Below are 11,982 nucleotides of genomic sequence, written 5' to 3' on the forward strand. Positions count from 1 at the left end.
TCGCTGTCGCGTCCCAACTCGCTTCGCTCAGACAGGGACGCTCCTGCCGCTAGCTTCGGTCTCTCCGCTTTACGCCCGTCCGCTTAGGCCGGATGTAGAGCCTTCCGGCTCTGTGAGGAGGTCTCACATCCCCCTCTTTTGTAAGTATTATATTATGTATATGATATGCGCACATGTACTTAAATGTAAAGAGGGATGTGAAGAGTGAGAGCCAACTTTAAACTAGAGCATCTGGCAGGCTTGTAGTCCGAATGCTCCGGCGATTGTGGTGGCCACGGCAATGATGACTTTTAAGATAATGCTCCAAACGCTCTTCTTAGAGGTTTCCGGAGCAGGATAGGTTTGTGTGATCATGATGGTTGAATTTTTGATTTATAATTTATGAATTAAGAATTAAAATACCACGGAGGATATAAGAGGAAAGCGACGCTTTCCTTTGGACGGCCTTAGCGGACGGGCGTAAAGCGAAGAGACCGAAGCGAGCGTCCGGAGCATCCCTGTCTGAGCGAAGCGAGTTGGGATGCGACAGCGAGCGTAGGTCTCGAAGTAGCCCGTCAGCGTCAGCCTTGACCTTTTGGTTACTTTTGGGTCAAGCCAAAAGTAACACTAAATCTCGTCAGGCGACTCGGAGTCCGAGGAGCCGTTCTTACCGGAGATATCCACCGTTGTCTTACCGGCCTTCTGGGCCTTGATGACGGCGGCTTGGGCGGCCCGGGTGGGGACGAGGTTGAACTTGAGGCCTTGGAAGATGACTTGAAGTTCCTCGCCGGGGACGAACTGGATGTTCACCCCCTTGATATAGTCGGAGGTGAACAGGTCGGCACTCGGCGCTCCCCCGGAATTGATCTGGAGGCGGAAGGCACCCAGATCGCCGAAATTCACCTGCTTACCGGCTTTCAGACCTTCCAGCATGCACTCGGTGGTGGCGATGAGCACGGCCGAAACGTCGGCTTGGTGCACTGTGCATTTACTCGCTATCAGGGTAGATAGCTCTTTTAGACTGAGCTCGCCGTTGGTTTGCGCCTTGGCGTAGGCTTTCTTGGGTTCCTCTTTTTTCAACGGGTTGCCCATCATGGCAATGGAATAGTTTAATGACATAATCGTAAGATATTTTAAGTGATACATAAAGAACTTGGGGGATGATGAGTTGAGTCCTCACGCTTGATGACTTGGCTCTTCGTGCTCCTTGATTTAAGTCTTCAGTTTGAAAGACTTAAGTCAATTAGGCGACTTTTCTTTATCGATAACCTGACAGCGAAGATTGCCGGGTACGTAAGAGATATGGATCCATCGGGCGCCGGGCTCTAGGATGAGCTGAGTGAACTCGAGTCCGCACAGCTCGTGCGTCTCTTGTATCAGTCGGAACAAGCGGCGATGATCATCTGGAGAGCCGGCTATCAGGTCGGCGGCGCAACCGAGGAGGTGGTGACTGTGCTTGGCTCCCCCGATAAGGATGTTCAATTCGGGGCAGCGATAGCCGCTACTGATGACGATGGGTCTGCCCCAGACCTGCCGTAGCGGGTCTAGTAGCATTTCCACAAGGATCGTGACCATCCTCCGGGCCACCGGGGTGAGGCTGTTGTCGATCCCGTCTCGCCGGGCCGTGGCGGAGTCTTCAAACTCTTGATAATTAAAGTAGCGCATAGGAGACAAGGTTGATGTTTTTGTTTCTGTAGCAAAGATACGATAGGCGGAAAGCCCGGATATACCATTTGTTTCCACCTATTCGCTCTAGGAGAAGAATTTTAGGGTTCCCCTAAAAAATCATAGAATATCTGTACTTGCTTCGGCGTGATGGAGCGGTCTTTCGAGTGATAACCATGACGGATAAGGGCCTCTTTCAGTCCTTTCACGTCACGGATATATCGGTTCAACTTATGCAAAGCGTTCGAAGGGGTGCCTGTCAGGCAATATTGACGGGCGAGATCTATTTTTTTCATCTGTATTGAATTTTAAAATGACTATAGGAGGGTTTCAAGTTTCAAGGTTTCATGAACCCTCTTTCCTCACACACACGTACGTACATTATATGGGTTTCAAATAAATCCCTTTATGCTCGCCATGCAGGAGGGCTCCGGAGTCGCATAGTCGGCGTAGCCATGTCTTGGCGGTGTTCTTAGGGATGTTGGCATGCTCGGCGGTCTCCATCCATTGGACGGTGGTGAACTCGTCTGGCATGGAGCTGAGCAGACTGTCCTTTTCCGAGAGGCCTCGGCTGGTGATCTCGCCGGTAGGCAGGAATGAGAGGATATGGGTGGCGTGGAGGTAGAGCGGCTCCGCCATTGTCAGAAGGGCGGCGAAGTCATCGTCGGTGATATGGAGTTCCCAGCCTCCGATGATCTTGTCCTTTAGGTTGTCGCTGTTGATGCCTTGGGCCGGCAGCAATAGTTCCGGTTGTTCCAAGGCACGAAGCATGGCTACCACCTCCATGAAACGTACGAGGTTGATGGCGAGGCGTACCACGGAACTGTTCATCTCCTGCCCGTTGGATTGCCGGGCACGCAGGAAAAGACGTACGAAGCTGTCGTTGAAAGCGGCTTGTTGCCGCTCGTCGAGGCGCAAGGTAATGGTACCCCGGCACTTGAGCTGATCGATCGTGGCCTTCCACTCGTAGCCCATCCGGTGGAATTCCTTCTCGGCGTCTACCTCGTCGACGGAGAATTGGTCGATCCATTCCCGGATCTGCGATTTGTAGTAGAAGACCTCACGGCTGAAGAGCCCGTTCTCGCCCGAGGGGATAAGCGGCGCTACCTGTCCGGGCGTACCCGAGAGCACCATCGAGAGGAAGGTGGAGTCGCATTCCCGGTATTCGTTATCGGTCCGTCGGTTGAACGAGAGCCCGGCATGGTCGAAAGCGTTACGGAGCGTATCGCTCCAATGCCCGTAATCACCCCCGATAGCGGTGGTGATGGTATCCGCCTCGGTCTCGAAAATGATACCGGTGCCGTCCGAATCGATGATATTTTGCAAGATACCCGTCCCGGTATTGTTGCCGGAGATGATAAACATACTGTTTTTAGGCATCTGGGGCATCTCCATCTTGGCTTTCTCCTTGCCTAAGGCATGATAGGCCGCCAAATCTTGGCGGTACTGTTTCATCGCTAGGTCCACTTGTTGGCGGATCTCCCGGTGGATAGGCTCGATAAACTTACGCAGCCACGCCATGATGCCCTTACCCGATGCGGGCGGAGCGATCACGAAGAGCTGGATACAGGGATAGATCCAATGCATCCCATAGAGGCAACGCACTGTCTTGCCCAAGGTGGCGCCTAGGGCGGTGAGAGCCGTGAGCAAAAGGATATCCCGCTGCTCGGCATTATCGGCGAAACCGAGGATGTTCCGTAGCAACGAGGGCCATGGATAGCCGGGTACCAGCCGTGGCAGGGAGGTGTAAGGCTCGCTGCCGATGTGGAGTGGGGCGTCGTTTGCCTCGGTTTCCCGATCGCTGGTCTCGTGGGCTTGATCTACCGTATCGGCTATATTATATGTACTCACACGTGTGTGTGAGGAAAAGGGTTTCGTGAAACCTTGAAACTTGAAACCTATTTCCACGCCCGCCAGCTTGGCCAAGTGGAAAGCGGTGCCCAGATGGACATTCTGGTTTCCGGTGCGCAAGGCACTGGAGAAAAGCTTGTTGGCGTGTAGGGCGTTGAACTTGGGCGATGGCTCGCAGAGACTGATGAAGTCGCTACGTCCTGCCTCCCCGCAATCGGTGGCGATGGCGAAAGCCAATTGTACATACTCGGCGTAAGTGGGGGCGATGTCGGCATGGGCCGCCCGTACCGCTTCTACTAGTTTGGAAAGATCGTTGTTCATGGTATGAATATTTTAGCGTTAGAATCATGAGACAAGAAACAGCAGCGGGCGATATCCTTGCCACAGGTATCCACCTCACCCTTGAAGGTGTCGGCATACAGGAGCTGTATGTAACTCATGGCCCATCGAACGGTCTCGTCTCCGGGTATGAAAAGTTTCACTCCAAGTCCTCCGGGGCTGACAAAGGCGAGGCGGGTCCCGAGATAGGGGTCCTCGAAGAGGTGGTCCCGGAGTTGTTCCGCCTCCTCGAGAGAGGCGAGATGGTCGATATCGATCACTACCAACCCCGAGGCGGAGATGAGAGCGTCGCTCTTACGACGGGAAAAAACGCCGTGGGGCGTTACGAACGGCAGTTGTCGCTGTTTGAGTTGGCGGTATTCCGCTACCCTGCCTTCCCTGATGAAGGCGCGTAATTCGTTGGTAACCGTTTCGAGAGATTTATCCTCGGTGATCCATCGGTACACTTCCCGTAGTGTACAGTTCCCAGTCGGAAGCGTGTTGGTGATGGGAGGAAGGAAGTAAGACATTTGTTGGTCCATATCAATAGGATTTCAGATTAATTTTCTAAAGCTATTGCTAATAATTGATTCTGCGTTTCAGCCTATAGGCTGAAATATTGGATGATTGTTTAATGAAAATTAGCATAGTATGAAGGAAAATTTAGATTTGAACCAGATTTTATTTGATGAGTTAGTGGAATTTCCACGTAAGCGGTTAGGAATCTCTATCCGTGAGTTTTGTGCGGAGGCCCACGTAGGCACCGCCACCTACAGCAAAGCGAAAAAAAAAGAGTATCAATCCCCAGAGTCTGACCCGCTTGGTACAAGAACTATGCGTAGAGATGGATGAACCGGAGTTCATGGGGTATGGGGCCGGGGCGCTCAAGGAGGTGTATAGGGCGATGAGGCGTGGAATGGAAAAATAGAGGGTTGAAAATTGATCGTTTAGGGAAATAACGTTATATTTGTCTTGACGAACCAATAAACAGAGACGAAGATGGAAGGGCGGCGATTATATCCGATAGGAATACAGACATTCTCCAAATTGAGAGAGGGGAATTATGTGTATGTAGATAAGACGGAATTGGTCTACCGAATGACACACGGTGCGTCTGGTTATATATTCTTGAGCCGTCCCCGCCGTTTCGGGAAGTCGTTGCTTACTTCTACGCTCCATAGTTATTTTGAGGGGCGAAAGGATTTGTTCGAGGGCTTGGCCATCGAGCACCTGGAGAAGGAGTGGACAAGCTATCCGGTGCTTCATTTCGACATGAGCACGGCAAAGCATATGGACAAGGATCGGCTTCTGAGTGAGCTGGAGAGGAAATTGTATGGTTACGAGCAGATATACGGACGTGATGAGAGCGCTATTTATACGAACCAACGTCTGGAAAGTCTCATCCAACGTGCCTACGCCCAGACCGGTCAAAAGGTGGTTGTCTTGATCGACGAGTACGACGCTCCCTTGCTGGACGTGGTGCATGAGGAGAAGGAGCTGCCGAAGCTTCGCGACGTGATGCGTAACTTCTATAGTCCGCTGAAAGCCTGCGATCCTTATTTGCGTTTCGTATTCTTGACAGGTATCACGAAGTTCTCTCAATTGAGCATCTTCAGCGAGTTGAACAATATCAAGAATATCAGCATGCTCCCGGAGTACGCCTCGCTCTGTGGCATCACGGAGGAGGAAATGCGTGAGCAGATGGGCGAGGATATCGGTCGTTTGGCCGACAACCTCGGCGTTACTCCGGAGGGTGCCTTGGGAGCCTTGAAATCGAATTATGACGGTTACCATTTCACGTGGCCCTCGCCCGATATATACAATCCGTTCAGCCTGTTGAACGCCTTGACCGACAGTAAACTAAATTCCTATTGGTTCGGTAGCGGTACGCCCACCTATTTGATCGAGATGCTGAACAAGTATCACGTGAAACCCCAGCAAATAGGCGCACGCAAGGTTTTGGCAGAGTCGTTTGACGCACCCACGGAACGGATGGTCGATATTACGCCATTGCTCTATCAGAGTGGTTACATCACGATAAAGGATTATTCCTCGCTCACGAATTTGTACACGCTCGACATCCCAAACAAGGAGGTACGTATGGGATTGATGAAGAGTTTATTGCCCAATTATTTGCATCAATACACAGCGGATGGACTTACTACAGTAGCCCTTCTTTTCGAGGCGATCTTTGGAGAGCGGATGGACGATGCCCTGCGTCTGTTGCAGACCTTCCTGTCCACCATCCCCCAATGTGACAATACGGATTACGAGGGCCATTATCAGTCCTTGCTTTACACGATCTTCAGCCTGCTAGGAATGTATGTGGACGTGGAAGTCCGTACCCCGAAAGGCCGTGTGGATATGGTGATGCGCACACCGACAACACTCTATGTCGTGGAATTGAAGTTAAACAAGACCGCGGATATAGCCCTTGAGCAAATCAATTTGCGCAATTACCCGGAGCGCTTCGCCCTTTGTGGGTTGCCGATCGTAAAGGTTGGGATTAATTTTGATAGTGGGCGGCATACGTTGGGGGATTGGGTTATTGAGGGTTCTATGTCTTGTTGAAAGTTACAGGTTACTCTAGTCTGATAAAGATGTTTTATCTTCGTGCGGAAGATGTATCATCTTGTTGATGTAAGGTGTATCATCTTATCGTTGTAAGATGTATTATCTTTCAGAGGTATCAGGCTTACGGAAACGAAGGGACTCCTAATCGAATTGCGTACCTGTTGGACAGAGGACAGTCAAAGAATTCAGAATTTAGAAGTCAGTATTATACAGAAGCCCTTAATTATCTGAATTGATTCTGGAAAGAGATATTTGCTTTCTTTATAGCCTTTTTAATCACAATCAAATCGTATGAATGTTCCCAAAATCGACATAATTGTACCAGTGTATAATGTCGAACCATATTTGAGAAAATGTGTTGATTCTTTATTGAATCAAACTTATGATGATTATATAATCTCTTTGGTAGATGATGGTTCTCCTGATGAGTGTCCTGTCATCTGTGATGAATATGCAATCAACTATCCGGAAAAAATCAGGGTTTATCATAAGCAGAATGGAGGATTATCAGATGCGAGGAATTATGCGGTAGAAAGATCAAAATCGGAGTTTGTGATTTTTGTGGATTCCGATGATTGGGTATCGGAGCGTTTTATTCAGAATCTAGTTGAAGGACTCACCTCTAGTGAAATTGATATGGTGGTTTCTCCATATTACAGAGCAACAGAAACTTCGGAAGGATTTTCTATATATTTTAATATGTCAACAAAAGCTCCTTGCGCAATGGAAATGGAAGAGGCTTTAGTGGAGTTGTGTAAAGAAAAATATTATGGAAATCATGCATGGTCTAAACTTTTTCGTTTAGGTTTACTTAAGGCGTATCCTTATCCAAAGGGTAAATATTATGAGGATTCTTATACTACATATAAACATATAGCTCATTCAAGGTTGGTGTCGTATGTTTCTACTCCTGGATATTATTATCTTCAACGTAAGGGGAGTATCGTACGTTCTGAATTTCAGAGAAAGCATCTTGATGTTATTTATGCAACCCAAGAAATGGTAAAGTATATGATTGACAATCATTTTTCTCGGAAAACTGTTTCGTTTGGGGTTTATAAATTATTAAGAAATGCCCATGCTACATTTATTCATGCTAAGAGAGAGCAAGATTTTGATATAATTTATGATGAGATATTTTTGATTTTGAATCAATATAAGGAGTATTTTCCTATTATTAATCAATCGTTGAAAGAAGCGATGATTCATAAACTGATGATGTCTTGTCGTTTATTGTATCATTTTATGATTCTTTATAAAAAAGAATGACCATTATTAATGGTTTGATTGTAATTGATTGATTTTGAGTTATATTTGATTATATGGTAAGATTAAAGCAATATATAGGGTTTGGACTGTATTTGACATTGAACATGTTTTTTATATTGTTTTTTTTGATAGTTCAATCTGACTTTATAATAAGTGGTCTTTTTTTGGTGTGGGCAAATATAACTGTGTATGCTGTAAGAGACTTGAAATCAAAAGGTATGCTGTTTGCCTTTTGTGTGGCTTTTTTTTCGTTTCTTATGGGTAGGCATTTGTTATCTTATTATTTTAATTATGAAGTAGAGGTCTTTTCTGAGGAGATTAATACACATGCGGAATTATGTATATTGCTGAGCTTATTGACTGTTTTTTTTTCTTATATATTTTTTTATGTGCGTAATAGGAGAAAGAATAAACAGAGTCATGCTGAATATGTTTTACCTGATAGATATATAAAAATTATACGCAAATATTCTCTTAGAATATTTTGGGTTGCTTTTGTATTCTCTGTGATATATGCGATTTTTATTGTAGTTTTGGTACATACGATAGGCTATTTGGCTAGCTATACGGTCGAAGGAAAGGAGATGATGAGAGGCAATTATTTATTGTTGACACTCAATAGGATAGAACAGGCTCTTCCTGTTGCTTTTTGTTGTTATCTAGCGACATTTCCTGAAAGAAAGTCGTGTAATAAAATCTGTATGTTCTATTTTTTATACTTGGCTCTTACGTTGTTGGGAGGGCAAAGAGGCCCATTCATATTGGGAACCCTATTTTTGATGATATATTATTTTTACCGGAATAAGAGAGAAGGTGAAATATGGATAAAGAAAAGTTGGATAAGGATGGGGTTGATAGCATTTCCTTTTTTACTTGTCGGATTAGGGATTTTTTCTAAAATACGAACTGGAGATAAGATCGAATTTAGTAATGTGGGTGATTCTATTGTGGATTTTGTGTATAATAACGGAGTAAGTGTTAATGTAATAAAAAGATCTTATGAGTTAGATTCTCGCTTAAGATCAGATCGATTTTATTCATTACATTTTCTTCATGATGGTGTATTTGGATTAGTTTTTGGTTCTGATGGCGCAGGTAATAATGCGGATAAGGCTACCGAGGGTTATCACCTTGCTCATGCGCTTCCATACTTAATGTTCCGTGATAAATATCTTGAAGGGGCAGGAACAGGTACAAGCTATATAGCAGAGTTGTATCATGATTTTGGTTATATTGGAATAGTGCTTGGAAATGTGATTTATGGATTTCTGTTGGCCTCATTAGCTAAGTTAGATAAAAATAAACCCTTTAATACATCGGTTAAACTTTTGATTATAACTCGGCTTCTTTGGGCACCACGTGGAGGATTTACTGAATTTATTACGATATTATCTCTTCCTGCTACAATTTTTATATATGTCGCTGTTTTTTTGGGTGCATTTTTAGTGTTTAGTATTCCACGGAGACGTTATACTAAATTGGGTGTTGGATAAAAATAATTTTTAATTTTAATAGTTGTGAATGTTTCTGAAAACAACAGGCGTATTGCTCGTAATACGTTACTACTTTATGGAAGGAAAGCTGTAACCATGTTGATTGCGCTATATTCATCAAGAGTATTGCTGCAATATTTGGGAATTGATGATTTTGGTTTATACGGACTTATTGGTAGTATAATTGCTGTTTTTACGTCACTCAAATCAACATTCGCCGCATCTGTTCAGAGATTTCTAAATGTAAATAAGGAAGAGAGTATCGCAAGGAAAAATGAAATCTTCTGCATGGGGATGATCATTCATGTGTTAATTGCGGTTGTCTTTATTCTATTAGCAGAGATTGGAGGTGCGATATTGCTCCCTAATCTTAATTTGAATACTGAAAAACTAATAGTTGCAGGATGTATACTTCGTTTTACTATCTTGTCGGCAGCAGTTTCTATAATTACAGTTCCTTTTGATGCACTTGCTATGGCAAATGAGAAATTTGATGCCTTGGCAGTTATTTCTATTATAGATTCTGTTTTGCGTCTTTGTGTGATATTTATTTTGTCATTTAGTCCGATTCAGAGGGTCGTTTTTTATGCAATATTACTTTTATGTGTAACTATTGTACATATTCTTATGATAGGGGGGTATTGTTATAAAACTTTTAAGGATACAGTGAAATTTCATTTTGTAATGGATAGAGTTTTATTTAAGCGAATGACCTCTTTCGCAGGATGGAATTTTTTTGGTAATTTAGGATACTATCTAACAAGTGAAGGTGTGAATTTTATTCTTAATATATTTGGTGGAATAGTCGCTAATGCTTCACGTACAATCTCTTATCAAGTGAAAAACGCATTACAGACTTTGGTGAATGATATAACTGTTGCTTTTCAGCCTCAGAGTATGATGGCTTTTTCAACAGATAAACAACGTTTTTATAATCTTCAATTTTTAGCGACAAAAGCAAGATTTGCTATATGCATAGTTTTGGGGTTCCCTTTATTTTTATTCATTCCTGAGATTTTGCAAGTTTGGTTGGGAAAACAACCGGAAGGAGCAGCGACCTTTATAAGATGTATTCTATTGTTTGTGGTCATACGTTGTTGGCATGATGCTATTGATACAACCTTTAAATCGGCTGCACGTATGCGAAATTATCAAATATGTGAAATGTCTATTATGCTATTTAACTTACCTGTATCTTGGCTTATGCTTCATTTGAAATTGCCTCTGTATAGTGTGTTTATAACAATGTCGGTTATTGAATTTGTAAATCTGATAGCAATAATGGTATTGGCATATAAAGAGTTGGGTTTTATGATAGGGGATTATATTAAGAAAGTAATTGTACCTTCGGTATTTATAATTTGTATCATGGGTATAATATTTCTAAGTTATTCTTTTTTTGATATACGCCTTTATGGGTGGACAGAGATGTTGCTTTTTTTAATAGTTACATTTATTGTTGCGATTGGTTTGATTTTTATGATCTTGTTTTCTCAGATTGAACGAGAGAAGTTAATAACTATAATGAAGCGTATATAATATTACTTTGGATGAAAAGTGAATTTGTTATGACTAATATGAAAAATCTAGCAAACTTTTAAATTATAGAGCTTTGATTGTTTCTATAGGTGATTGAAGTGAGGGTTAACCTAGTTGAAATATTAGTTTTTTTACAGTAATTCAAAATGTTTGTTTTAATTATTTCCCGAGGATTTCCGTCTTTACAAGATGTAATGATCGGAAATTTTGAGGCAGATCAAGCAAGAGCATTGTATGCTTTAGGACATAAGGTTGTCGTATTGAGTATAGACAGACGCCTTAAAGCTCATGATAGACATATTGGTTTTAATCATAGAGTTATTGATGGAATAGATGTGTACAATTTCTATATGTTTCCAATGCCGATAAAGACTATGTATAAATTGGGTTATTTTTATATAGTCCAAATGGTAAGATTTTTGTATAGGATTATTCTACGTAATCATGGTAGGCCTGATATTATACATGCGCATTATCTATATACCATGCCTATAGCTTTGAAATTGAAAGATTTATTTAATGTACCGTGTGTGGGAACTGAGCATTGGAGCTTTTTAGGAAAAAGCGTTATGCCGGTTTTTGTTAGATTTTATGCAGAAAGGATATACCACCGATTGGATGCGCTTATTACCGTTTCAAATAGTCTGGGAATGAATATTCGTAAACAATTTGGGGTAAAGAGTTGTGTCATCCCGAATATGTTGGATGTATCAAAATTTAATATCAACGCTCAAAGTAAATTTAATAGGGGCAAAGCAAATTTTTCTTTTATATCTGTTGGTGCACTTGTTGATGGAAAGTGCTTTGATTTATTGCTTAAGGCATTTTCTAGGTTGAAGTTTGAAAATAAATATTTGACTATTGTTGGCGATGGACCTAAAAAGCATTATTTGAAAAATTTGATTATAGAATTAGGTATTGAAAAATGTGTGGAATTTACCGGGAAATTGAGTAGGGAAGAAATGTTGCCTAAGCTATCTTATTCAAATGTTTTTGTTTTACCGTCAAATTCTGAAACATTTGGGGTCGTTTATATTGAAGCTATGGCTTTAGGATTACCTGTTATTGCTACTAAGTGCGGTGGCCCTGAAGATTTTGTTGATTCTTCTAATGGTTTATTAATTGAACGGAATAGTGAAGAACGATTGGTTGATGCTATGGAATATATGTACAAACATTATAATGAGTATAAGCGGGAATCTATAAGTGGAAGTGTGATAAATAGATATTCTCCTAGTAAAATCGCTAGACAGATTGAGCTTTTATACATGGAATGTCTGGGTAAGTGATATTT

12 protein-coding genes and 1 pseudogene are annotated in these 11,982 nt (G+C 42.8%); 7 read left to right on the forward strand and 6 right to left on the reverse strand.

Annotation, left to right across the window (positions count from 1 at the left end; all coding sequences use genetic code 11):
- Positions 1 to 222: 222 nt before the first annotated feature.
- The 6 genes from DW205_RS22160 to DW205_RS15285 form a co-directional block, all read right to left on the reverse strand.
- Positions 223 to 354 carry a smalltalk protein gene (locus DW205_RS22160; protein ID WP_005868555.1) on the reverse strand — a complete coding sequence of 44 codons (132 nt, stop codon included), beginning with the start codon at positions 352 to 354 and terminating at the stop codon, positions 223 to 225.
- 252 nt (positions 355 to 606) lie between these two features.
- Positions 607 to 1,098, reverse strand: coding sequence for a DsbA family protein (locus DW205_RS15265; RefSeq protein ID WP_005868556.1), 492 nt, complete (start codon positions 1,096 to 1,098; stop codon positions 607 to 609).
- A gap of 120 nt (positions 1,099 to 1,218) precedes the next feature.
- Positions 1,219 to 1,722, reverse strand: a complete 504-nt coding sequence (locus DW205_RS15270) for a D-Ala-D-Ala carboxypeptidase family metallohydrolase (RefSeq protein ID WP_008777945.1) — start codon at positions 1,720 to 1,722, stop codon at positions 1,219 to 1,221.
- A gap of 23 nt (positions 1,723 to 1,745) precedes the next feature.
- The gene (locus DW205_RS15275) at positions 1,746 to 1,940 is read right to left on the reverse strand and encodes a DUF4248 domain-containing protein (RefSeq protein WP_005868558.1); all 195 of its coding nucleotides are present in this window, start codon (positions 1,938 to 1,940) and stop codon (positions 1,746 to 1,748) included.
- Between the two features lie 85 nt (positions 1,941 to 2,025).
- Positions 2,026 to 3,816: a DUF3987 domain-containing protein gene (locus DW205_RS15280; protein WP_005868559.1), complete on the reverse strand. Its 1,791-nt coding sequence runs from the start codon at positions 3,814 to 3,816 to the stop codon at positions 2,026 to 2,028.
- On the reverse strand, positions 3,813 to 4,355 hold the full coding sequence (locus DW205_RS15285; protein WP_005868561.1) for a BT4734/BF3469 family protein: 543 nt from the start codon (positions 4,353 to 4,355) through the stop codon (positions 3,813 to 3,815). The genes DW205_RS15280 and DW205_RS15285 overlap by 4 nt, the downstream gene beginning before the upstream one ends.
- 109 nt (positions 4,356 to 4,464) lie before the next feature.
- Between DW205_RS15285 and DW205_RS15290 the strand changes: the two genes are divergently transcribed.
- The 7 genes and pseudogenes from DW205_RS15290 (at position 4,465) to DW205_RS15315 (ending at position 11,977) form a co-directional block, all read left to right on the forward strand.
- A complete protein-coding gene (locus DW205_RS15290; RefSeq protein WP_005868570.1) occupies positions 4,465 to 4,665 on the forward strand; it encodes a hypothetical protein in 201 nt (66 codons plus the stop codon).
- A gap of 147 nt (positions 4,666 to 4,812) precedes the next feature.
- The gene (locus DW205_RS15295) at positions 4,813 to 6,384 is read left to right on the forward strand and encodes an ATP-binding protein (RefSeq protein WP_121963118.1); all 1,572 of its coding nucleotides are present in this window, start codon (positions 4,813 to 4,815) and stop codon (positions 6,382 to 6,384) included.
- A gap of 132 nt (positions 6,385 to 6,516) precedes the next feature.
- Positions 6,517 to 6,620 (forward strand): annotated as a pseudogene (locus tag DW205_RS22860) (IS66 family transposase); the annotation flags it as partial.
- Between the two features lie 58 nt (positions 6,621 to 6,678).
- Entirely contained in the window at positions 6,679 to 7,656 is a 978-nt protein-coding gene (locus DW205_RS15300) for a glycosyltransferase family 2 protein (protein WP_005868573.1), read from the forward strand.
- 53 nt (positions 7,657 to 7,709) lie between these two features.
- Positions 7,710 to 9,149 (forward strand): O-antigen polysaccharide polymerase Wzy family protein, encoded by a 1,440-nt coding sequence (locus tag DW205_RS15305; RefSeq protein WP_005868575.1) that lies wholly within the window; start codon positions 7,710 to 7,712, stop codon positions 9,147 to 9,149.
- A gap of 24 nt (positions 9,150 to 9,173) precedes the next feature.
- Entirely contained in the window at positions 9,174 to 10,688 is a 1,515-nt protein-coding gene (locus DW205_RS15310; protein ID WP_005868578.1) for an oligosaccharide flippase family protein, read from the forward strand.
- A 146-nt stretch (positions 10,689 to 10,834) separates the two neighbouring features.
- Positions 10,835 to 11,977, forward strand: a complete 1,143-nt coding sequence (locus DW205_RS15315) for a glycosyltransferase (RefSeq protein ID WP_005868580.1) — start codon at positions 10,835 to 10,837, stop codon at positions 11,975 to 11,977.
- Positions 11,978 to 11,982 lie beyond the last annotated feature (5 nt).

It is taken from the genome of Parabacteroides sp. AM17-47 (assembly GCF_003434625.1).
In the GTDB taxonomy this organism is placed as follows: Bacteria; Bacteroidota; Bacteroidia; order Bacteroidales; family Tannerellaceae; genus Parabacteroides; species Parabacteroides distasonis.

Excerpts from the sequence above, each read along its gene's own strand:
- DW205_RS22160 (WP_005868555.1), bottom strand. The coding sequence starts at position 354 with ATGATCACACAAACCTATCCTGCTCCGGAAACCTCTAAGAAGAGCGTT.
- DW205_RS15265 (WP_005868556.1), bottom strand. The coding sequence starts at position 1,098 with ATGTCATTAAACTATTCCATTGCCATGATGGGCAACCCGTTGAAAAAA.
- DW205_RS15275 (WP_005868558.1), bottom strand. The coding sequence starts at position 1,940 with ATGAAAAAAATAGATCTCGCCCGTCAATATTGCCTGACAGGCACCCCT.
- DW205_RS15280 (WP_005868559.1), bottom strand. The coding sequence starts at position 3,816 with ATGAACAACGATCTTTCCAAACTAGTAGAAGCGGTACGGGCGGCCCAT.
- DW205_RS15285 (WP_005868561.1), bottom strand. The coding sequence starts at position 4,355 with ATGGACCAACAAATGTCTTACTTCCTTCCTCCCATCACCAACACGCTT.
- DW205_RS15290 (WP_005868570.1), top strand. The coding sequence starts at position 4,465 with ATGAAGGAAAATTTAGATTTGAACCAGATTTTATTTGATGAGTTAGTG.
- DW205_RS15295 (WP_121963118.1), top strand. The coding sequence starts at position 4,813 with ATGGAAGGGCGGCGATTATATCCGATAGGAATACAGACATTCTCCAAA.
- DW205_RS15300 (WP_005868573.1), top strand. The coding sequence starts at position 6,679 with ATGAATGTTCCCAAAATCGACATAATTGTACCAGTGTATAATGTCGAA.
- DW205_RS15305 (WP_005868575.1), top strand. The coding sequence starts at position 7,710 with ATGGTAAGATTAAAGCAATATATAGGGTTTGGACTGTATTTGACATTG.
- DW205_RS15315 (WP_005868580.1), top strand. The coding sequence starts at position 10,835 with ATGTTTGTTTTAATTATTTCCCGAGGATTTCCGTCTTTACAAGATGTA.